21 protein-coding genes and 1 pseudogene are annotated in these 19,989 nt (G+C 60.6%); 11 read left to right on the top strand and 11 right to left on the bottom strand.

The genetic code is table 11. The annotated features are described in order from the left end of the window. Positions 1 to 52 precede the first annotated feature (52 nt). Positions 53 to 490 (top strand): hypothetical protein, encoded by a 438-nt coding sequence (locus FKV68_RS07590; RefSeq protein WP_180940901.1) that lies wholly within the window; start codon positions 53 to 55, stop codon positions 488 to 490. A 28-nt stretch (positions 491 to 518) separates the two neighbouring features. Here the strand turns inward: FKV68_RS07590 and FKV68_RS07585 are convergent, their stop codons facing one another. Continuing rightward, on the bottom strand, positions 519 to 1,658 hold the full coding sequence (locus FKV68_RS07585) for a DUF2336 domain-containing protein (RefSeq protein ID WP_180940900.1): 1,140 nt from the start codon (positions 1,656 to 1,658) through the stop codon (positions 519 to 521). A 72-nt stretch (positions 1,659 to 1,730) separates the two neighbouring features. Between FKV68_RS07585 and FKV68_RS07580 the strand changes: the two genes are divergently transcribed. Beyond that, positions 1,731 to 2,468, top strand: a complete 738-nt coding sequence (locus FKV68_RS07580) for an aldolase/citrate lyase family protein (RefSeq protein WP_180940899.1) — start codon at positions 1,731 to 1,733, stop codon at positions 2,466 to 2,468. 32 nt (positions 2,469 to 2,500) lie between these two features. Here FKV68_RS07580 and FKV68_RS07575 read toward each other — a convergent pair whose 3' ends face one another. Beyond that, complete coding sequence (locus tag FKV68_RS07575; RefSeq protein WP_180940898.1) at positions 2,501 to 3,103, bottom strand: flavin reductase family protein; 603 nt, start codon at positions 3,101 to 3,103, stop codon at positions 2,501 to 2,503. Beyond that, positions 3,103 to 3,687, bottom strand: coding sequence for a nitroreductase family protein (locus tag FKV68_RS07570; RefSeq protein ID WP_180940897.1), 585 nt, complete (start codon positions 3,685 to 3,687; stop codon positions 3,103 to 3,105). The genes FKV68_RS07575 and FKV68_RS07570 overlap by 1 nt, the downstream gene beginning before the upstream one ends. A 100-nt stretch (positions 3,688 to 3,787) precedes the next feature. Here FKV68_RS07570 and FKV68_RS07565 point away from each other — a divergent pair, with 100 nt between their 5' ends. Continuing rightward, positions 3,788 to 4,789 (top strand): hypothetical protein, encoded by a 1,002-nt coding sequence (locus FKV68_RS07565; RefSeq protein WP_180940896.1) that lies wholly within the window; start codon positions 3,788 to 3,790, stop codon positions 4,787 to 4,789. A 48-nt stretch (positions 4,790 to 4,837) separates the two neighbouring features. Here FKV68_RS07565 and FKV68_RS07560 read toward each other — a convergent pair. The 6 genes and pseudogenes from FKV68_RS07560 to FKV68_RS07535 all read right to left on the bottom strand — a co-directional run bounded on the left by FKV68_RS07560 (position 4,838) and on the right by FKV68_RS07535 (position 9,750). Further along, a pseudogene (locus FKV68_RS07560) lies at positions 4,838 to 5,652 on the bottom strand (lysophospholipid acyltransferase family protein). Positions 5,653 to 5,852: 200 nt separating this feature from the next. Then, positions 5,853 to 7,835: a threonine--tRNA ligase gene (thrS, locus tag FKV68_RS07555; protein WP_180940895.1), complete on the bottom strand. Its 1,983-nt coding sequence runs from the start codon at positions 7,833 to 7,835 to the stop codon at positions 5,853 to 5,855. 130 nt (positions 7,836 to 7,965) lie between these two features. Then, positions 7,966 to 8,502 carry a DUF1697 domain-containing protein gene (locus tag FKV68_RS07550; protein ID WP_180940894.1) on the bottom strand — a complete coding sequence of 179 codons (537 nt, stop codon included), beginning with the start codon at positions 8,500 to 8,502 and terminating at the stop codon, positions 7,966 to 7,968. 7 nt (positions 8,503 to 8,509) lie between these two features. Further along, the gene (locus tag FKV68_RS07545) at positions 8,510 to 8,929 is read right to left on the bottom strand and encodes a DUF2267 domain-containing protein (RefSeq protein ID WP_180940893.1); all 420 of its coding nucleotides are present in this window, start codon (positions 8,927 to 8,929) and stop codon (positions 8,510 to 8,512) included. Next, a complete protein-coding gene (gene yidD / locus FKV68_RS07540) occupies positions 8,926 to 9,300 on the bottom strand; it encodes a membrane protein insertion efficiency factor YidD (protein ID WP_180940892.1) in 375 nt (124 codons plus the stop codon). Before yidD ends, FKV68_RS07545 begins: the two co-directional genes overlap by 4 nt. 3 nt (positions 9,301 to 9,303) lie before the next feature. Next, positions 9,304 to 9,750 (bottom strand): iron-sulfur cluster assembly scaffold protein, encoded by a 447-nt coding sequence (locus FKV68_RS07535; protein WP_180940891.1) that lies wholly within the window; start codon positions 9,748 to 9,750, stop codon positions 9,304 to 9,306. A gap of 340 nt (positions 9,751 to 10,090) precedes the next feature. Between FKV68_RS07535 and folE the strand changes: the two genes are divergently transcribed. The 3 genes from folE to FKV68_RS07520 all read left to right on the top strand — a co-directional run bounded on the left by folE (position 10,091) and on the right by FKV68_RS07520 (position 12,510). Further along, entirely contained in the window at positions 10,091 to 10,708 is a 618-nt protein-coding gene (gene folE / locus FKV68_RS07530; protein ID WP_180940890.1) for a GTP cyclohydrolase I FolE, read from the top strand. An 83-nt stretch (positions 10,709 to 10,791) separates the two neighbouring features. Then, entirely contained in the window at positions 10,792 to 11,244 is a 453-nt protein-coding gene (hisI, locus tag FKV68_RS07525; RefSeq protein ID WP_180940889.1) for a phosphoribosyl-AMP cyclohydrolase, read from the top strand. Positions 11,245 to 11,547: 303 nt separating this feature from the next. After that, positions 11,548 to 12,510, top strand: coding sequence for a patatin-like phospholipase family protein (locus FKV68_RS07520; protein ID WP_180940888.1), 963 nt, complete (start codon positions 11,548 to 11,550; stop codon positions 12,508 to 12,510). 125 nt (positions 12,511 to 12,635) lie between these two features. Here the strand turns inward: FKV68_RS07520 and FKV68_RS07515 are convergent, their stop codons facing one another. Next, on the bottom strand, positions 12,636 to 13,064 hold the full coding sequence (locus FKV68_RS07515; protein WP_180940887.1) for a CBS domain-containing protein: 429 nt from the start codon (positions 13,062 to 13,064) through the stop codon (positions 12,636 to 12,638). Positions 13,065 to 13,567: 503 nt separating this feature from the next. Next, complete coding sequence (locus FKV68_RS07510) at positions 13,568 to 14,299, bottom strand: rhomboid family intramembrane serine protease (protein ID WP_180940886.1); 732 nt, start codon at positions 14,297 to 14,299, stop codon at positions 13,568 to 13,570. Between the two features lie 341 nt (positions 14,300 to 14,640). Here FKV68_RS07510 and FKV68_RS07505 point away from each other — a divergent pair, with 341 nt between their 5' ends. From FKV68_RS07505 to FKV68_RS07485, 5 genes are all read left to right on the top strand, one after another. Further along, on the top strand, positions 14,641 to 15,252 hold the full coding sequence (locus tag FKV68_RS07505) for a PAS domain-containing protein (protein WP_180940885.1): 612 nt from the start codon (positions 14,641 to 14,643) through the stop codon (positions 15,250 to 15,252). A gap of 93 nt (positions 15,253 to 15,345) precedes the next feature. Further along, a complete protein-coding gene (locus tag FKV68_RS07500) occupies positions 15,346 to 15,954 on the top strand; it encodes a PilZ domain-containing protein (RefSeq protein ID WP_180940884.1) in 609 nt (202 codons plus the stop codon). A gap of 597 nt (positions 15,955 to 16,551) precedes the next feature. Continuing rightward, on the top strand, positions 16,552 to 17,160 hold the full coding sequence (locus tag FKV68_RS07495; protein WP_180940883.1) for a transglutaminase-like cysteine peptidase: 609 nt from the start codon (positions 16,552 to 16,554) through the stop codon (positions 17,158 to 17,160). A gap of 377 nt (positions 17,161 to 17,537) precedes the next feature. After that, positions 17,538 to 18,269, top strand: coding sequence for a hypothetical protein (locus FKV68_RS07490; RefSeq protein ID WP_180940882.1), 732 nt, complete (start codon positions 17,538 to 17,540; stop codon positions 18,267 to 18,269). Between the two features lie 180 nt (positions 18,270 to 18,449). Continuing rightward, complete coding sequence (locus FKV68_RS07485) at positions 18,450 to 19,940, top strand: D-alanyl-D-alanine carboxypeptidase family protein (RefSeq protein WP_180940881.1); 1,491 nt, start codon at positions 18,450 to 18,452, stop codon at positions 19,938 to 19,940. Positions 19,941 to 19,989 lie beyond the last annotated feature (49 nt).

Raw genomic sequence — 19,989 nt, 5'->3', positions numbered from 1 at the left:
ATAACAACGTCCAGACTGTGCAGCCGCAGCCCGCTCAAAGACCGGAGAGACCATGAAAGCCGCACTCATCGTCATGACCATCCTCGGCTGCGACGACAATGTCAGCCAGTGCCACTATATCTCGACCGTGAACGGCAGCTGGCAGTCGATTGCCCATTGCGATACGGAATCCCAGCAGGAACTGCCCAAATTCTCCAACAATAATTATCCGGTCGTCGTTGCCGTGTGCGAGACCTCCGGACCGGATGTGATGGCATCCACCGTCCCTCAACCGGACAGTGCCGCCGCCCCGGAGCAGACGGTCGTGCTGCCGCCGCAAACACCAGCACAACCGCAGCCGATCGAAGCGAAACCGGGCATGCCGAAGCGCGCCTTGGCCTTGCTGAGCGGCGCAGTCCCGGATCGAGAAAAGCTAAAGGCGATCGTCAGCGCGCCCGTCCACTACATCGAGGATGGTTATTCCTGGGTCGCACGCCGTTTCGGTGACTGACACTTTCAGCCTTATTCCGCAGTCGCGCTCAAGCTGCGTGGCGGGCGGCCAGGAGTGCATAGTTGCGAGCTGTCTGCCGCTGCTCGGCGAAGGCGAGGCGTTCCACGAGCTCGGCCATCGCACTCAAGGCTGCCGAGGGCCTCGGCTGGTGGCGAATGTGCGCAAGGAGAGCAGCGGCGACCGATTGCGGTGCGCAATCTGCGGCTGCTCCCAGGTCCTTTCGCCACAGAAGCACAGCCTCCGCGAAGGCTTCGCTCACGTCCCGACCAAGCCCGGCGCTTTCGAAAAGGGCGCGGATCGGATGGACGCGACCACCGGAAAGGATTGCACGCACGCGTTTTTCGGCAACACCTGAAAGATCGACGATGGCGGCGGAGAAGAATTCTGTTCTGCCGCTGCAAAGCGCGTGCAGGAGGAAAGCGGGAGTCAAGCGACCTGCCTCGCGCAGATGGGCGGCGAGTTCAGGCAACTCCTTTTGCGACGCCGCCTCGATGATGACGAGGGCAGCCGCTTCGCAGGCCTCTCGGGCGACGCGCTGCACCCGCCGTTCCCCGATCGCGGCTTGGACGAACCCGCAAACAGCGAGTGCGGCGCCGACCTTCTCGACAAGCTCATGGCGCGCTTCGCTCGGCAGGTCGGGGCGCCTCAGTAACCGATCACGCACGGCCGCCGCATGGCCAAGACGGTTCGCGATCCTGTTCAGCGACCAGCGCGTCAGCATCGCGCCTTTGTTCTCAAGCAGGATCAACACCTCGTCCTCGCCGCCTATTTCGGCGATCGCCGCCGCGACGGAGCGGGATACGATGCTGCGCGCCGCGATCAAGGCGCGAGTCTCGGCCGTTCCTCGCGCCGCCAGATCAACGAGGTCCTCATCGGTCAACACCGGCGAACGGGAAATAGCGACATAGGCGATCTCGGGCTGGTCCTCCGCGAGCGACATGACAATCGCACGCGGAACCATCGAGAAATCCGCAAGCGCTTCCACCAAAGCGTGCCGCACCTTTGGCGAAGGATCGTCGAGCAGAAAGGTCATCGCCATTTCGGCGGCGTGCCGGTCGATGCCGTTCATCTCGGCTTCGACATAGGCGCGGCCCAGCGCACTTGCGGCGCGGACGCGATCGCTCGTTCTCGCCGTTTCCACCCAGCGAAGAAATGCTTGTATGATCACCTATGCCCCACTAGACACCCAACAGCCCCAATGTTCGAAGCCTAGCGGTCAAAGGTTTAAGATTGGTTCACCATGTCTGTTAACCGCCAGCAAACCATGAAGCCGCTCCTCTATCTGCCGGCATCCGCATCGTTCCCTGAAGCGGATATCCTCGATGCAGTCCAGGGCATCGTCGTCGACGCAACCGGTGGCAAAGGCGTCCGGGATATGGCTTCAGAAATCGCCCGTACGGCCTCGTCCCCCCGCCTCGCCCGGCTCGGACCGGTCGAGAACATCACCGAGGCGGATCTTCAGACGGTCCTTGCGTCGAGGATCTACGGTATCGTCCTTGCCGGATGTCGCGGGCCAGCCGATGTCCAGAAGCTTGATGCTCTGTTGAGGGTTGCCGAAGCGATCGCGGGTGCCGCGGCCGGGAGCGTGGCAATGCTGGCGGAATATGCAACGACGCCGCAAAGCGTGTTGTCGCCTTACGCGCTGACAGGCGCGTCGCCGCGCCTCAAGGCGCTCATCTTCAGCGCGTCATTGCTTGCCGTGTCCGCCGGATGCAGCGAGCCGTCCGATGAAGCGGACACGGCATCCGTGATTGTCGCTGGTCGCGCGGCGGCCCTCCTTAGGGCTCGGGAGGCCGGCCTCACAGCCTATGACATGCTGCCGGAGCATGCGAGCGACGAGGCCGTCGTCAAACAATGTTGCGCGACGAGTGTGAGGAACGGCTTTACGGCCGTGGTCGCGCGGTCGCCGCAGCAGGTCGCCTTGCTGGGTGCTTCGGCGCCGCTGTCGCCTCGCCCCTCTGTCGGCGGCCAGCGTTAGAGTCGACCCTGCCGGCAGACAGCAGTATCATTTCAGCGCTTGGGCCGCACCATTTCAAAGACGTCGCCACCGTCGCAGTAATCCATGTAGCCGAGGCGGGCGAGCGGACGGACGGTCGCCGCGTCAAACCGGCCGTCGCGGATCGCCTCGTCGCGGATATGAATGCCCACCACCTCGCCGAATACGACGTAGTTTTCGGAGGCCACGCCATCGAGACCGTTTGGCCGAAATATTTCCGTCACCCGGCATTCGAGCGCCGCGAAAGCCTCACCGACGAAGGGCGCCTTGACGAGAGTGCCCTCGACCGGCGTCAGACCGGCGATTTCGAACTCGCTTTCGCCATGCGGCGCGGCAACAGAAGTCAGATTGACTGCGGCGCTCAGGTTGCGGCTGGCAAAGCTCGCGGTGAATTCGCCGGTCTCCTCGATGTTGCGCACGGAATCCTTGTAAGTGCTCGACGAAAACATCACGAGCTTCGGGCGATCGCTGATCGCGTTGAAGAAAGAATAGGGCGCGAGGTTGTGCGAGCCGCCCGTAGCCCGTGTACCGATCCAGCCGATCGGCCGCGGCGACACGATAGCCTTGAAGGGATCGTGCGGCAGGCCGTGCCGGTTCGCGGCCGTGTCGTAGAACATCAGCTTTCCTCTCCGACCCAGGTGACGATCTCGGCGAGTTCCGGCCGCGGCCTTTCGGTCGGCGGCACCGTAGCCGTGCCGATATGAATGAACCCGGCGATCCTTTCGTCCGGCTCGACACCCAGCAGCGGATAGGCCCTCTCGTCGAAGGCGAACCACTCGGTGAGCCAGTTGGAGGCATAACCGAGCGCATTCGCGGCCATCAGCAGGTTGAGGCAGACAGCGCCCGCCGACATAACCTGCTCCCATTCGGGGATCTTGAAGTGCGGTGCGGCCTTGCTGACCACGGCGACAACGACCGGAGCGCGCGTCAGCCGCATCTCCTCCACCTTGATCAGGTCCTCAGGCAGATCCGGCCTGGCGGTGAGCGCCATCTTCTTCAGTTCGGCGCTGATGCGTGCCCTTTCCTCGCCGCGGTAGACGATGAAGCGCCAGGGTGCGAGCTTGCCATGGTCCGGCACGCGCGAAGCGAGTTTCAGCATCTCTTCGACCTCCGCCTTGCTCGGCCCGGGAGGGCCCATCTGGAAGGCCGGGATGGATCTGCGGGAGGCGAGGTAATCGACAAGTTTTATTTCGGTTTTCATATTGCCTGAATTCCACTAATTTGCCGCCGGACCGACAGCCACGAAAATGCCATACCGGCGTCTCAAGTGGAGTCACCCAGTCAGGAAGTCAACTGTTCTCATGCGCGTCCGTCATCGTATTTTTCCGAGTACCGTTTTGGCGATCATGCTCGTCGGTGCTGGTGCCGGCCATGCGCTTGCAGAAGATCCGACCGACGCCTTCAAAAGCTTCCCGTCGATTACCGGCACACGCAAAATGCCGAAGCTCACGAGTTTCAACCCGCTGATTTCCGATCCGACCCAAGGCGGTGAAGTCAAGGACGTGAAGCTCGAGGCATTGCTGACTGCGAAAGGTGAGCCGGTCGAATCAGGCCTGACGTGGCGGGTCTTCAGCCCGATTCCCGGGAGCGACGGCAAGCTGCCGTTGCTCGCCACCTCCGAGGGCGGCTCGACAGCCTTCAACCTCGTTCCCGGCGAATATTTCGTCAATGTCGCGTTCGGCCGAGCCGGCGCCACCCGCAAGATCCGCGTTCCCGAACAAGGCCCGCTCGACAAGCAGGTGCTGGTGCTCGACGCCGGCGGCGTCACCCTCAATGCCGTTTCTGGCAGCGACGTCCGCATCCCGCCGAACGAACTCAGTTTTTCGATCTTCTCCTCCGACGTGAAGGAAGACGGGGAGCGGGCTCTGATCATCGCCGATGTCAAGCCCAACACCGTTATCCGGCTCAATGCCGGGACCTATCACGTGGTCTCCGACTACGGTTCGGTCAATGCCGTGATCCGCGCCGATATCCAGGTGGAAGCCGGCAAATTGACCGAAGCGACGATCCAGCACCGCGCGGCGAAACTGACATTGAAGCTCGTCTCGGAGGCGGGCGGCGAAGCGATCGCCGACACGGCCTGGTCGATCCTCACCTCCTCAGGCGACGTCGTCAGCGAAAGCGTCGGCGCATTTCCGACGCTCGTTCTCGCCGAAGGCAGCTATACCGCCGTGGCGCGCAACAAGGACAAGATCTACCAGCGCGATTTCGCCGTGAAGGCGGGCATCAACACCGATGTGGAAGTGCTGCTGAACGGGAACGACGCGGCCAACACCACCGCGAACGCGGAAGCGCAAGACTGACGCGAACGATCGCCATGCCGGTCCCTACGGCAATCGACTGACGTTACGTCATCCAGCTCGCTTGAGGAGACGGCGACGCGGCGGCGCCATCGAGAACACCGCATCGTAGATCCGGGCAAGCAGGTCCTTGCGATCGCCATGGGCGCGCAATTCTTCCCAGGGAAGGATACCGCCGATGCGAGCGGCAATGGTCGTACCCGACAGCCGTCGGAACTCGCGGATCAGCAATGAAAGCCTGAGTGTCAGCGATAGCTTGCTGGCGAGATGAAAGAGCCGCCCGTTCTGCCCCTCGAAGTCGCCTGGATAAGCCTGGCCGGAAACATCTTCCACGGCAGATCCTCGGCTTTGCCGAAACCCCTCTTCGCCGTCGCAACGCCGCCGGCGGGGAAAATGACGATCGTAACCCGCTCCTTCAGCAGCCGCACCGCCTCGTGCCGCGTCGCCATGTTGAGCGCCAACGCCTCCTTGGTCTCCTCGAAGGACACGGGGAGTGAATAGGGTGCGATCTCCGGCACCTTGAGGAGTTCGGTGTGGATCAGCACCCGGAACGGGCGCCCAAGTTGTTCGGCCAGAGAAAGAACGGCAATGCCATCGCCGATGCCGAAGGGATGATTGGCGACAATGACGAGCGGCGTATCGGGCAATTGGCGCGGTGGCCATTCACCCTGGACGCGCATGCGCACGTCGATCAATTGCAGCATGTCGCCGAAGACGCGGTCGCTCCTGCCGACGATTTCAGCGCGCCAGCGCGCATAGAGCCTGGCGTAGCGGTTGCGACCGGACAGGCCCTCGACGGAGCGAATGAACCAGCGCTTCAGGCGCGGGTCATTCTCATTCGCGTAAGACAATTCTTTGAATTGCACGGAAACCGCTCACACTTGCCCGCCCGTCGTCCTGCATGTTTCCTTAAATCGCAACCGATTCACGGACAAAAACATGCAGCACTTCAAAGTGCTACAACATCCTTTGCGCGTCTGGTAAGACGCGCGGCGCTGTAGGCGACGTACGTTATCCGCATAGTCCCGGAACATTACAGTTTTCTGACAGGATGGAGTCCGGGGCGTTAGCCCCGGACTTTCTTTTCCGCCTTGCGCTTGAGATCCGGCGCCATCGCTTCGGCCGAGAGCGAAGCGATCGCTTCGTCGAGCGACATCGCCGTCTGCGCCTGCGAGCCGAGACGACGGATGTTGACCGAACGCTCTTCTGCCTCGCGCTTGCCGCAGACGACGATCACGGGCACCTTCGTCACCGAGTGCTCACGGACCTTGTAGTTGATCTTCTCGTTGCGGAAGTCCGTTTCCACGGTAAGTCCCGCCTCACGCAGAAGCGCTGCAACCTCGCGGCCGTAGTCGTCGGCTTCGGACGTGATCGTCGCGACCACGACCTGCAACGGCGAGATCCAGAGCGGCATGTGACCAGCGAAGTTTTCGATCAGGATGCCGAGGAAACGTTCCATCGAGCCGCAAATTGCCCGGTGGATCATCACCGGCTGGCGCTTTTCCGAATCCTTGTCGATGTAGAAGGCACCGAACCGCTCCGGCAGGTTGAAGTCGACCTGAGTCGTTCCGCACTGCCATTCACGGCCGATGGCATCCTTCAGAGTGTATTCGAACTTCGGACCGTAGAACGCACCCTCGCCCGGCAGGATACCGGTCTTGATGCGGCCTTCGGACTGCGCCTCGATCGTCTTCAGCACGTCAGTCATCACGGCCTCCGCACGATCCCAGAGCGCATCGGAGCCGACGCGCTTTTCCGGCCGCGTCGATAGCTTGACGACGATTTCCTTGAAGCCAAAGTCCTCGTAGACCGACAGGATCAGGTCGTTGATGCGCAGGCATTCGGCCGCCATCTGCTCGTCCGTGCAGAAGACATGCGCATCATCCTGCGTGAAGCCGCGCACGCGCATCAGACCATGAAGCGCGCCCGACGGCTCGTACCGGTGGACGTTGCCAAACTCGGCGAGCCGGACCGGCAATTCGCGGTAGGACTTCAGGCCGTGCTTGAAGATCTGGATGTGACCCGGGCAGTTCATGGGTTTCAATGCGAAGACGCGGTCATCGTCCGTTTCGTCACCGGCAACGGTCACCTTGAACATGTTGTCACGGTACCAGCCCCAGTGGCCCGAGGTCTCCCATAGCGATTTGTCCAGCACCTGCGGTGCATTGACTTCCTGATAGGTGTTGGCAAGTCGGCGCCGCATATAGGCGACCAGTGTCTGGAACATGCGCCAGCCCTTGCCGTGCCAGAAGACGACGCCGGGGCCCTCTTCCTGAAAATGAAAGAGGTCCATTTCCCGGCCAAGGCGCCGATGGTCGCGCTTTTCGGCTTCGGCAAGCACGTGCAGATATTGATCGAGCTCTTCCTGCGTGTGCCATGCGGTGCCGTAGATGCGTGTCAGCATCGGATTGTTGCTGTCGCCGCGCCAGTAGGCGCCGGCCACCTTCATCAGCTTGAAAGCCGTGCCGATCTGGCCCGTCGAAGCCATGTGCGGCCCGCGGCAAAGGTCGAACCAGTCGCCCTGGTAGTAGATCTTGAGGTCCTGGCCTTCAGGAATCGCGTCAACGAGCTCGACCTTGTAGTCCTCGCCCTTTGCGGCAAAGACCTCCTTCGCCTTCTCGCGCGACCAGATCTCTTTGGTGAAGGGTTTGTTGCGCGCGATGATCTCCTTCATCTTCTTCTCGATGACAGGCAGGTCGTCGGGCGTGAAGGGCTCATTCTTCGCGAAGTCGTAATAAAAGCCGTTATCGATGACAGGACCGATGGTCACCTGTGTTCCCGGCCACAGTTCCTGCACCGCCTCGGCCATCACGTGGGCGGCATCGTGACGAATAAGCTCGAGCGAACGCCTGTCTTCGCGCGTGATGATCTCGATGCGGCCATCGGTCACGGCGTCCGAAAGGTCGCGCAGCTCACCATCGAGCGCGATTGCGACAGCCTTCTTGGCGAGCGACTTGGAAATCGACTCGGCCACATCGCGACCGGTCGTGCCGGCCGCGAATTCGCGAGCGGAGCCATCAGGAAATGTAAGGGAAACGGTATGCGACATTATGATCTCCTATCCAGTCCCGCCAACGAATGCGGGTGGTATGGTTGCCGGGCTTTTGCATGAGAGCAGCCGCCGATTATTGACGCGCGCCTGATAAATGTTTTTGACGGTCGAGTAAAGGAGAGGCCGTTCAGCCGGATAGCATGTCGCGCAGACCGCGCACCGTGTTCCAGTTGCGGAATGTGCCAATGCCCAACCGCTTGGTGGTCAACACGCCGAGCAGCTTCGATTCGCTGGCCTTTCCGCCAAAATCCACCCAGAGGTCGCCGCCGACGATCTGCATACGCTCACCCCTCGAACAATGGCCGCGGAACATTTCGAGCACGTCGCGGTGAAGCGGTGAGCGCATCACCCGAACATGGACACGCGTCGGATCTGCCTCGCTTTCGGCGGGAAACGGGTTGCCGGCAACAAGCCTCCGCCAATCGTCTCCGCGCCGCGCGATAATGTCGACATGGCGACCGAACGTCACGGCAAACGCCGATTCCAGTTCGGCCTCGATGTCGGCAAGCGGTTTGTCGGGCGCGTCGAATACGATGTTGCCCGTGGCGACGAGGGTGCGTGGCGCATGATAGCCAAGACGTTCCGCCATGGTCCGCAGGTCAGTCATGACGACACGCCGCCTGTCGCTTAGGATAATGCTGTACAGCAACGCCACATAGCTCATCGTCCGATCACGCCCGCCAGAAATCGGTCGCGCCTGCGGGCAGTCGCGCCAGCACGCGATCCAGCGTCAGTTCGTCAATGTTCCGACGCAACGCCGCCGCAACGTCAGCGATTGCGGTATCCGGAGAAAGATTGTGATCGGGGCGGAGCGATTGCACCTCGCGTGTCATCGCAAAACGACCGGCGAAGGGCATCTGCGGCTCTTCCATATCCCAGTCGGCGACAAAGAGCGCGCGGAGCACCGGCGGCAAGACATTTGCAAAGAGCAGCGCGTCGGGAACATCGAGACGTCGGCGGAAAGTCTGCAAGACCGCCTGCACCATGGTATAGGCCTGATTGGTGGTCTGAAGGCCGGCAATATCGCGCACGTCCAGAATAAACCGGTCGAAATCGGCAGAGGCCTGCCGGTATTCCATCGGTATCGTCATGGCAGCCGGCCTTCTTTCGTCTGCCGCCAGTAGCGCCATGGTGCATACCAGATCTGGCGTGATGTCAGCTCCTCCGGCACCGGATCGAAGCCATGGGTTCCCCCAGGGCCGCATCGGGCCACGCGAAAGAACGTCATCCAGCCCCCGGCCCATAGACCATGGCGGGCAATCGCCTCGAAGCCGTATTCCGAGCAGGTCGGAAGGTGCCGGCAGGAGTTTCCGATGAAACTCGACAGCGTCAGTTGGTAGGCGCGAATGAGGGCCATGCCGAAGAGCCGCCCCGGCGTCTTGCGAAACGGGCCGGACCAGTTCCGCCCCCGGGTGCGAACCGCCGGACGAAGGGCATGATCATGGTGAGGCTCAGCGCACATTGCTCAGACCGCGGCGGCAAGCCGCCTTGCTTCTATCTGGCCTATGGCGTCGACCACTGCATCGAAGGTCAGCATCGTGGAGGCATGGCGGGCCTTGTAGTCCCGAACGGGCCTCAGGAAGCGCATGTCCTCGAAGCGGCCCGACGGGCCCTCGCCGTCCGCCTTCAGCATGGAGAGCATCTCCTCTCGGGCTCTTCGGATCTCACCGGCGTTGGCGCCGACGACATGGCGCGCCATGATCGAGGACGAAGCCTGCCCAAGGGCGCATGCCTTGACGTCATGGGCGAAGTCGGTCACGACGTCTCCCTCCATCTTCAGCCAGATCCTTACTTTCGAGCCGCACAGCTTCGAATGTGCCGCCGCCTCGGCGTCGGCATCCGCCAACATTCCGATGCGGGGGATGTTGCCAGCGAATTCGAGAATTCTGTTGTTGTAAATGTCATCCATCATTTGACGCGATCCGGCTCATTTTTCGCGGTTTTGGGTAATTGGCGCATGATTTTCTCCGGTACACAGGAAAAAAGCACCGCACTGCACATTCGGCCTCTTTCATCCATGTGGCACCATACTATATGCTATGTCGTGTTGGGGCGACAGTTCCGCAAGGGAACATCAAGTCGCCTGTTGTTTGGGAAACCGTGCCGGACGGTCCAGTGCACTGCTAAGCCAGGACCCGAAAGCCCCGGAGCCCGCCAACGGAACCCAAGCCTGCAGGGTTAGGCGAATGGCCAGTGGCGAGTTGTCCGAAAGATAAAACGTCAGCAATCCCGTATTGCTTAAAGGGGCCATTATGGACGCCATAGTGAAGAATTTTCCTTTGCTCGACGATGCGAGCGGCCGACCGACCCAGAAGGAGGCCGAGGAAGCAGTCCGCGTGCTGCTACGCTGGGCCGGCGACGATCCGGAGCGCGAGGGTCTCAAAGATACGCCGGCGCGGGTCGTCAAGGCGTACAAGGAACTGTTCGGCGGCTACGAGCTCGCGGCAGAGGATGTGCTCGGACGGACCTTCGAGGAGGTCGCGGGCTACGACGACATGGTGCTGGTGAAGGACATTCCGTTCTTCTCCCACTGCGAGCATCATATGGTGCCGATCATCGGCAAGGCGCATGTCGCCTATATGCCGAACGGCCGTGTACTCGGCCTTTCCAAGATCGCCCGTGTCGTCGACATCTATGCCCGCCGGCTACAGACCCAGGAGACGATGACGGCGCAGATCGCCAGGGCCATCGACGAAACGCTCGCGCCGCGCGGCGTTGCCGTCATGATCGAGGCCGAGCATATGTGCATGGCGATGCGCGGCGTTCAGAAGCAGGGTTCGACGACGCTGACGACGACATTTACCGGCAGCTTCCAAAGCGATCCGGCCGAACAGGCTCGTTTCATGACCATGCTGCGGGGCTTCAAGTAAGCTCTACTGCAAATTCAAAATGCTACAGTGTCGTTTGCGCGTCTGATAAGACGCGCGACGCTGTAGCTATGGAGCCTTATACGATGACGTTCACCTTCGACGCCCCTTCGGAAGACAAGGCCGTACTGGAGACTGGTCCGGCCTTTACCCCCCGCTTCGACGAGAAAGGGCTCGTTACCGCCGTCGTCACCGATGCGCGCGACGGCGAGCTGCTGATGGTCGCGCATATGAACGCCGAGGCACTGGCTCTGACCATTGAAACCGGCGTTGCGCACTACTACAGCCGTTCGCGCAAGGGGCTGTGGAAGAAAGGCGAGAGTTCGGGCAACCTGCAGACCGTCGAGGAAATACGAACCGATTGTGATCAGGACGCCATTTGGCTGAAGGTTTCGGTGGCCGGCCACGAGGCCACATGCCACACCGGCCGCCGCTCTTGCTTCTACCGCACCGTGAGCCTCGATGAGGGCAAAGCCACAGTGACGATAACGGACAACCACCGGCAGTTCGATCCCGCACCGGTCTACAGCAAAAATTAAGTATCTGCGTTTTCTTGGTTCAACCACGTGCTATATTTATTTTTTGGCAACCAAACGGGCGCCTAATCATTAATCAAGGAAGCGGTTACCGTCGAAACTGCGGCGAAGCGAAAAGTGTTGCAGGCTGTATCTAATCTTTATCGCGCCCGCCAAAATTGACGACGGGAACGGTGGTATATCTCAGTTAGGGTGCCAGTCTTTCAGCAATGAATTCAAACAAGACGGCACCATCGCCGGCTTGGCAGGGGCCTCCTACCAGACGCGCGCACTTGGTAGTCTATTCGGCGATGTTGGAGGTGCCGGATGTTGAACTGGACATTCACGCGTAGCAACCAGATTCCCGACCTATCCGACCCGGATGGATCTTCGCTCACAACTGCTCCTCCAGCGCCTGCTCCCCAACCCCCGAAACCGAAGATCGCCATTGCCCTGGGCGGTGGCGCAGCGCGCGGCTGGGCGCATATCGGCGTGCTGCGGGCGCTCGATGAGGAAGGTATCGAGGTCGGCATGATTGCCGGCACGTCGATCGGGGCGCTCGTGGGCGGCTGCTACCTCGCCGGTAAACTGGACGAGTTGGAAGCCTTCGCCCGTTCTCTCACCGTGCGGCGCATCGCCGGCCTGCTCGATTTCGCGATCGGCGGCGGCGGTTTGTTCGGCGGCCTGCGACTGACCAAACGCATGCAGGAGCACCTGAAGGGCCTCAGCATCGAAGAACTCGATCGCCCCTTCATTGCTGTCGCCACCGAAGTTCACAGCGGCCATGAGGTCTGGATCGAGAAGGGCTCGCTTATAACCGCCATCCGCGCGTCCTATGCGCTCCCCGGCATTTTCGAGCCGATCAGCGCCAATGGCCGACTGCTCGTCGATGGTGCCTTGGTCAACCCGGTTCCGGTTTCGGTGTGTCGCGCCCATGAGCAGCAACTCGTCGTTGCGGTCAACCTCAACTACGATCTCTACGGACGCTCGGCCGTCGTTAAGCACAGCGCCGGCATGGAAGCCGTGGATGCGCCCATCAAGGACGGTAGCCCCTACTCTGCGCGTCTCGGCATGACGAGCGTCATGGTACAGGCCTTCAATATCATTCAGGATCGTATCTCGCGCGCCCGGCTTGCCGGCGATCCACCAGATCTCGCTCTTCACCCAAAGCTCAACGACATAGGTCTTTCGGAATTTCATCGCGCCGGCGAGGCGATCGACCGTGGCTATCACGAAGCGAAGGGGAAGCTAGCGGAGATCCGACGCATGCAGGAAGTGCTGATCCGCTAAACGTATAGGCACGCCCGCCGATCTTTCCGTCTTGATTGCGTAGCATCTCAAGTGATTGACGTCTGATAATACGCGCAGCACCGCAGGTGTGTGTGTGGAGGGCGGCATCGCGCCGCCCCTTCCCGTCAACCAGCGATATAGGCCTTGATCTGTTCGGTCTCGTGCTCCATTGCGCGGATATGGTGCTTAACTACGTCACCAATCGATACGATGCCAGCCAGACGACCTTCTCGTTCCACGGGCAAGTGGCGTGCACGCAGCTTGCTCATCATTTCCATCAGCGTCGCAATGGACATCTCCTCGCGGCAGCAATAGACGTTTTGCCACATGACGGACGAAACCGGGCTGTCGAGACAGGTGGCACCATATTTGGCGATCGAAGCCACGACATCACGCTCCGTCAGAATGCCAACGATTTGATCGTCCGGATCGACAACGACGACCGCCCCGATACGATTGTCATGCAGAAAGGTCGCAGCCTGATGCACTGTCACATCCGGAGTGACAGTCACGACGTTGTGGCCTTTTTCGTTGAGAATCGCTCTTACCGACATCCACACATCTCCCGTTAGACCACGCTGGGTCGGTGGGACGAAGTTCTGGCCGTCTCGTGTGCTTGCAGCGCCGCGCGTCACTTCGGATGCTTGATGGTCGCTTTAACACTCCGAGCCTCTGCACAAAGATCCGTGCAGGTTGCCGCAGGAACCCGCCCCAATATCCGATGTCGATCGCTGGTCCTCGCGCCTCTCCTGCACGAAACCCAGGCCGACACCCAGCCTTGCACGCTCGCCCTCTCTACAGCACCGCGTGTCATATCAGACGCGCAAAGGCTGTAGCACTTTGAGTTCCCGCATGTTTTTATCCTTAAATCGGTTGCGATTTAAGCAAACATGCAGCAGGCGACCGTAGGGAATGGTGCTCCAGCGATCTTGGGAAATCAAGCCTTGTCGCTCGGCCGCCCCGGTGTGTCAGCCATCACATTTATGAATCCGCCTTGAAACAATTTGGGATCATAAATGTGACTGTTTTTTCGTAAGTTACGGCGGAATCCGTAGTCTTAGTCGCGCGGGTCAAAGAACCCGAAAAGGAGGAAGCCGAACAGGAAACCGCCAATATGCGCTTCCCAGGCGACGCTTCCCGCGCCGCCAACGGAAAACATGCCGAGGCCGACGAGAAAATTGGTCAGGAACCAGATGCCGGTGAAGACCAGCACAGAGCGGTTGGCAAGCGTTTCGGTTAGCGAAAGCCGCCGGTTGAGGTGCGCGAACTGGCGGCTGATGCGGCCGCTCGGCGAGAAGACGAAACGCGCTGCCGCCCCCATGAACCCGGAAACAACCCCGGAGGCGCCAACCACGACGATAATTTCGCCCCAATGAAATACGGTGTGCAAGGCAACGGCAGCGGCGGCCGAAAGGCACCAGAACACGGCCAGGCGCACCATGCCGATGCGCCGCACGACCGGCGCCCCGAAGGCAACCATCCAGAAGATGTTGAAGATGAGATGATCCCAACTGCCGTGCAGAAATGAGTAGGTGACTGGCGTCCAAAGCCAGACGAGCCCCTGTTCGGAAAGCGGGAGCGTGTAGCGAACGGGCAGGAAGGCGAAGTTCAGGATCAGTTCCTGATCTACCGCCGGCGACAGGAGATAGGTCCTCAACGCATGAACGGCGATGAGAAACAAGAGGATGCCGGTTAGTCCCGCCGGCAGATTGAAGGCGGGTTCGCGGGCACGGGCCGTATCCTTTTCGGCATCCGTTTCCGCTGGTGTCGCTGCCTGATCTCGTTCCATGCCTGCTCTCTTCCATCGCTGCTTGCGCGTTCGCGATCAGGTTCTACGGCAGTACTGCCGCTGGATAGCGCGAAGGCATAAGCAAACAAAAAAAGACCGTCCAGTAAAAACTGAACGGCCGGTGAGCCCTTATACCGAACTCCAATAGCGTGCTGAAGGCAAACCTTCGTGAAGTGATGACATCTAGGTGCCAGCACGCGGCGTCCAGCGCAATCGAAACCGATCGTTAACCTTAATATCGGCGTGGCACGAAAATCGCTCCACCATTTCTGAATCGAAGGAGCCGCGCCCGCTGTGCCGATTAGGAGCAGTCGGAGCCCGGTCGACGGAACGAATGAGCGATGCGCAGCAAAACCACGATAGAACTGTTCCGATATTGGAACACATTACGCGGTGAACGGGACCTCCCGCGTCGCGACGAGATCGAACCACAAGAAATTTGCGCACTGCTGCCAAGCCTGTTCATCCTTGAACGGCAGCCGAGCGGCGACATTCGCTTCCGGCTCGCCGGCACCCATGTCTGCGCCCTTTTCGGTCGAGAATTGCGTGGGCAGCCATTTGGCGCGCTGTGGCCCCCCAGCGAAGCGAGCGAAGCCGTCCGGGTCGCCGATCAGGTAATGGCGCAACACTCGCTCGCCGCCCTCTCTGCCTGCGGACTGACGGCCGACGGTGAGCGTCTGGAGACCGAATTGCTGCTGACGCCACTTGGATCGCCGCAGGGCGGCAGCGACCGCATCCTCGGTTCGCTGGCGCCGCTGTCGCGCCCTTCATGGCTGCATATGACGCCGCTTGAATGCCTCGTCGCACAAGGCCTGGAGATTCTCGACAGCAGGCGCGGCGAGCGTGCGGAGGTGGCCGAGGCGTCTCATCCTGCGGATGCCACAAGGCGACGCGAAGAAATCGGCCGTAAGGTCCAGCACCTGCGCATCTTCGAAGGCGGACGGGAACGCTGAGTTGCAGAAGGCAGCCAACCGCGGGGCCAACCTTCTATTAACCGAAACCGCCTATAATTTCACGGGCAAGGATACTTCGATTGCAGAGTGACCATGTTCTCGTTTCAGCACGCACAAAACACCGGCCCGAAGCCGCACCAGGAAAGTGCCTTTCAGCGCGTTTCGGTAAATCTCTCGGGACGGCTGATGCTTGCCAATCGCGACGAATTTGATTGCACCGCAGTCGACATGTCGCCAGGTGACGTGCTCCTTTCCTCGCCCGCCCGCCCACGCGCCGGCGAGCGGATCATCGCCTATATCGAGCATGTCGGGCGGCTAGAAGGCACCGTGTCGCGGCTCGCCGACCATGCTTTCGTCATCCAGCTCAACGCGACGGAACGGAAGCGTGAGAAGCTGGCGGCGCAGCTCACATGGATCGCCAACAAGCACGAGCTCGGCCTGCCGGAGGACCGTCGCCATGACCGCCTTGTACCGCGCAAGGTTCTGACGGAACTCACGTTCGGCACCGGCGAAAAATACGCCTGCCGCATCATTGATCTCTCCCTCTCCGGCGCCGCGATCGACATCGAAACCCGGCCCGTGATCGGGACCCCGGTCAAGCTCGGCACCATGAAGGGCAGGATCGTCCGGCACTTCCAGGAAGGCGTAGCGGTCGAATTCTCCGGCATTCAGTCTCGCGAAGCCCTGGCCGAATTCCTTTGAGCCATCGGGGCAAACCCCGTCGGCTGACCGCAGCAGAGAATATCACTGATATTGCCCCGTGTTTCACGCGGACTTGGCCAAGTGCACACCGCGGCGGCCGCCGGGCAATAGCGTTTTCATGCGATGACGATCTCACCGGCGACCGTCTATATGAGCCATTGTGAACGCGACGGTGCTTTTCCGGCGTGAGCATGGCTCCATCCTGAGGTGACGGTCGAGCGTTTCTCAAATATTTTCCGGAAAAATTTCGCCCGACTCGCCCCCTTTAGCGCGGAATGGACGTAAATCCCGTTCTTTGCAGCCTCTATCAGCGATCTCAGATTCCGCAAAAGCCTCGGCCAGACACTCCGACCAAGAGTGGCTTTTCGTTTCGAATTACCCTTACTTTTCACAGTGATAACAATCTGCATCCGTTCCCTGCGGGTCTCCGCGCGTGGAAATTTCGTTAAAATTTGAATCGATATTTATTATTATTTGATCGGCTTTTTATTCTTATTTTCTGCGCATACTATTCTTATTTGTACTTGTTTTTACCTCGCTTCTTCGCCGCGGATAAAAAACTCTGTGCCATTGTCGAACCATAACGGGGAGACAACAATGCACAAAGCCATCACCCAGACGATTGCGGGCGCGGCCCTTTTCGTCGGTTTCCTGACCGAGGCAGCCTTCGCCCTTCCGGCGAACATCGCGGTGGGCGGCACCACCAATCCGCCGATCGGTCACTACGAGTTTTGCAAGCGCAATCCGTCCGAATGCACCGCGACTGGAACAGACGGCGGCCCGATGGTGCTAACCCGCGAGGGCTGGCAGAAAATTCTCGAGGTCAATTATGAGGTCAACGAGGCCGTGGCCCCGATGACGGATATGGAAATCCATGGCGTGGAAGAAGAATGGTCTTACCCGGACACCGTCGGCGACTGCGAGGACTATGTGCTCCTCAAACGCCGCAAGCTGATCGAGAGCGGTTTTTCTCCCGCCGATCTGTTGATCACCGTCGTGCTGCAGCCGAATGGTGACGGCCACGCGGTTCTGACCGTTCGCACCGACCGCGGTGACTTCATCCTCGACAACATGCGCAGCAAGGTGCTTCGCTGGTCGGAAACCGAGTACACCTTCCTGAAGCGACAGTCTTCCGAGAATGCCGGCCGCTGGGTGAAACTGCAGGACGGCCGCGCCGTGGCAGTGGGCAGCGTAAAGACGCAATAGAGGCACTCTGTCGGGCCGCCTCTGCTGATGACAATTATCGGGTTTCGGTCAAATCCGCGTTCCCCCTGTCGACCAAGCCTCTACAAGCGCCGCGCAATCGGACGCGCCAAGCTCGCTGTAGCGCTTTGAAGTGCTGCATGATTTTGTCCTGAAATCGACCCCGATCTAAGGAGTCATGCAATTGCCGGTTCCGTTGTCCCCGGAACCGGCTTTTTCTTTTCCAACATCCGCGCGGCCTGCCCCGGCCCCAAGTGCATTTCACCGAAAATTAACCATCTTCATCGACCGTCGAAGGCGACATTCCGGCCAGATCACTTCCTTTTGCTTGAGGCCGGATTGAGCGCACAACAACAAGCCACCGCGACGGACGATCCCACATGAATGCGCCAACCAGCGGCCCCGAACCGGAATTTTCGCCGCTCCTCTCGCCGCATTTTGTCTACAAGGTTACCGCGGTCGTCATTCTGCTGGCGGCACTGACCACGATCGTTTCCTTTTCCGGACACCGGCTTGGAGAAAAGCTCGTGCTTGCCGGACACACCTCCAGTCAAGAAATCTACGACATCTTCATCGGACAGGATCACCTGCGGCTACCGGCCAACATCATTCGCTTCGAAAGCCAGCGCGCGACCAGTATTGCCGAGCGCATCGACCTTTACCTGACCTGGCCGACACTGGAGGGCTACGGCGAGAACACGCGGGACCTGTTTAACGATATCAACCGGCCGGAAAGTCTGATCTTCCTGCAACTCTCGCAGAGCACGATGTCGCAAGACATGTCGGGACGGCTGGCGCCCATCTATCGCCAGATCCTCAGCGAAGAGGCTCAGCCCGGTCCCGCCGGCCTAGTCCGGCACGACGCCAAGTCGGATACAAGCTACGCTGGTGAAGTTTTCTTCACCGCGGACCGTGCCGGGCAACCGCCTTATGTCCTGCGCTGCACCCTGCCCGCGGACATCGAGGGAGCGACGAGCGCCGACTGCCAGCGCGACGTGCATGTCGGCAAGGATCTGACCGTTCTCTACCGCTTTTCGAGCAAGCTGCTGCCGCAATGGCGGATGATCGACAATTCCGTGGAAACCTTCGTTCGCAGCCGGCTGGCGCCCTGATTTTGTCCAAGAGTCATGGTGCAGGCGAAACGGCGACCCGGTTGGGTCGGCCGGTGTCGTTCCTGAACAAAACGGCCCACCCAGGAAACCAATCATTCATCATAAACCGATTGGTAACGCTATCCCGATACTGTCGCATGAACGATCGTTCCGGCGACGCGTCCGGACGGCATCCATGACATGAGAATAAAGAGCAGCGTAGTGTCTCAATCCGTTTTTTTTGATATCGCGAAACGCCCGCTTGGCGCCATTTCAAAAATCGCAGGACGGATTGTCCTCGCCGGCGCCATTGCCGTATTGGCCCTCTCCGCGCCGGCAATGGCCAATCCAAAATACGCCGGCATCGTCGTCGACGCCAAGACCGGCAAGGTGCTTTACGGCGAGGATGCGGACCAGTTGCGCTATCCGGCCTCTCTCACCAAGATGATGACGCTGTATCTGACGTTCGAGGCGCTCGAAGCCGGACGGATCAGCAGGTCCACGCCGGTTCCATTCTCCAAGAACGCAGCAGCAGAACCGCCATCCAAATTGGGTGTACGAGCCGGCCAGTCGATCACGGTCGAGCAGGCGATCCTCTCGCTGGTGACGCGCTCCGCCAACGACGCTGCCACGGCGCTGGGCGAGCTTCTCGGCGGCTCCGAGCAGCGTTTTGCCCGGATGATGACGAACAAAGCGCGCGCGCTCGGCATGACGCATACGACCTATCGCAATGCCAACGGACTGCCGAACCCGGATCAGAAGACCACGGCCCGTGACCAGGCACGGCTCGGCATCGCGCTGCGGCAGCACTTTCCCCAATATTATGACTATTTCTCTACGCGGAGCTTCCGTTTCGGCAAGCAGACGATCGGCAACCATAACCGGCTTGTTGGCAGTGTGCGCGGTGTCGACGGCATCAAGACCGGCTATACCCGGGCATCGGGTTTCAACCTGGTGACCTCGGCACAGCTTGACGGGCGCAGCATCGTCGCAGTCGTGCTGGGCGGGACATCCGGTGGTTCCCGCGACGCCCAGATGCGCAAGCTCGTCGCCAAATACATGCCGGCCGCCTCGCGCCGCGGCGGGGGCAACCTCATCGCGGAAGCGCCGACCGCCGAACCGCCCGTCGCCGCCGTGGCGCAGGCCGAAGTGAAGCCTGCGGCAGCGCCCGTCGCCGTCGCCTCGGCTGCCATGGATCTGCCCAACACCGGCCCGGTTCCGGATTTCCGCTACAGTGGCGAAAGCTCGAGCCGTATGGAAATGGCTTACGCGGCAACGCAGCCGGCGTCCGACAACCCTGTGCTTACGGGCAAGATCGCGCCGAACACGCTCGAAGCCCAAAGCGCCAAGCTTGCCGCACAGCCGGCGGCCGCAGATGTCGACACGCAGATCACCAACTCGGTTGCCGCCAGGGCCGATACCCAGCCGGAAGCAGAGGCGCAGCCGCAGGGTTGGGTCATCCAGATCGGCGCTACCCCCGACAAGGCGCAGGCAATGACGCTTCTCGGCAATGCCAAGGAGAAGGGCGGCAAGACGTTGCGCAACGCGACACCGTTTACCGTCGCTTTCTCGAACGGCGGCGGCCAGGTCTACCGCGCACGGTTCGGCGGCTTCGACGACCAGGACAAGGCCGTCAATGCATGCAAGGTTTTGAAGAAGAAGGGTTTCGCTTGCTGGGCGAGCCAGCAGTAACGAAAAGGACTTTCTGACGGGCGGGTGCGTTTCGCCTGGCCGTCTTCCT

It is taken from the genome of Sinorhizobium mexicanum (genome assembly GCF_013488225.1).
Classification (GTDB): Bacteria; Pseudomonadota; Alphaproteobacteria; order Rhizobiales; family Rhizobiaceae; genus Sinorhizobium; species Sinorhizobium mexicanum.
The sequence above is the reverse complement of the archived record's forward strand: the minus strand, read 5'-3'. Positions and strand labels throughout refer to the sequence as shown.

Coding starts and splice junctions, on each gene's coding strand:
- FKV68_RS07590 (WP_180940901.1), top strand. CDS start 53: ATGAAAGCCGCACTCATCGTCATGACCATCCTCGGCTGCGACGACAAT.
- FKV68_RS07580 (WP_180940899.1), top strand. CDS start 1,731: ATGTCTGTTAACCGCCAGCAAACCATGAAGCCGCTCCTCTATCTGCCG.
- FKV68_RS07575 (WP_180940898.1), bottom strand. CDS start 3,103: ATGTTCTACGACACGGCCGCGAACCGGCACGGCCTGCCGCACGATCCC.
- FKV68_RS07570 (WP_180940897.1), bottom strand. CDS start 3,687: ATGAAAACCGAAATAAAACTTGTCGATTACCTCGCCTCCCGCAGATCC.
- FKV68_RS07565 (WP_180940896.1), top strand. CDS start 3,788: ATGCGCGTCCGTCATCGTATTTTTCCGAGTACCGTTTTGGCGATCATG.
- thrS (WP_180940895.1), bottom strand. CDS start 7,835: ATGTCGCATACCGTTTCCCTTACATTTCCTGATGGCTCCGCTCGCGAA.
- FKV68_RS07550 (WP_180940894.1), bottom strand. CDS start 8,502: ATGAGCTATGTGGCGTTGCTGTACAGCATTATCCTAAGCGACAGGCGG.
- FKV68_RS07545 (WP_180940893.1), bottom strand. CDS start 8,929: ATGACGATACCGATGGAATACCGGCAGGCCTCTGCCGATTTCGACCGG.
- yidD (WP_180940892.1), bottom strand. CDS start 9,300: ATGTGCGCTGAGCCTCACCATGATCATGCCCTTCGTCCGGCGGTTCGC.
- FKV68_RS07535 (WP_180940891.1), bottom strand. CDS start 9,750: ATGATGGATGACATTTACAACAACAGAATTCTCGAATTCGCTGGCAAC.
- folE (WP_180940890.1), top strand. CDS start 10,091: ATGGACGCCATAGTGAAGAATTTTCCTTTGCTCGACGATGCGAGCGGC.
- hisI (WP_180940889.1), top strand. CDS start 10,792: ATGACGTTCACCTTCGACGCCCCTTCGGAAGACAAGGCCGTACTGGAG.
- FKV68_RS07520 (WP_180940888.1), top strand. CDS start 11,548: ATGTTGAACTGGACATTCACGCGTAGCAACCAGATTCCCGACCTATCC.
- FKV68_RS07515 (WP_180940887.1), bottom strand. CDS start 13,064: ATGTCGGTAAGAGCGATTCTCAACGAAAAAGGCCACAACGTCGTGACT.
- FKV68_RS07510 (WP_180940886.1), bottom strand. CDS start 14,299: ATGGAACGAGATCAGGCAGCGACACCAGCGGAAACGGATGCCGAAAAG.
- FKV68_RS07505 (WP_180940885.1), top strand. CDS start 14,641: ATGCGCAGCAAAACCACGATAGAACTGTTCCGATATTGGAACACATTA.
- FKV68_RS07500 (WP_180940884.1), top strand. CDS start 15,346: ATGTTCTCGTTTCAGCACGCACAAAACACCGGCCCGAAGCCGCACCAG.
- FKV68_RS07495 (WP_180940883.1), top strand. CDS start 16,552: ATGCACAAAGCCATCACCCAGACGATTGCGGGCGCGGCCCTTTTCGTC.
- FKV68_RS07490 (WP_180940882.1), top strand. CDS start 17,538: ATGAATGCGCCAACCAGCGGCCCCGAACCGGAATTTTCGCCGCTCCTC.
- FKV68_RS07485 (WP_180940881.1), top strand. CDS start 18,450: ATGAGAATAAAGAGCAGCGTAGTGTCTCAATCCGTTTTTTTTGATATC.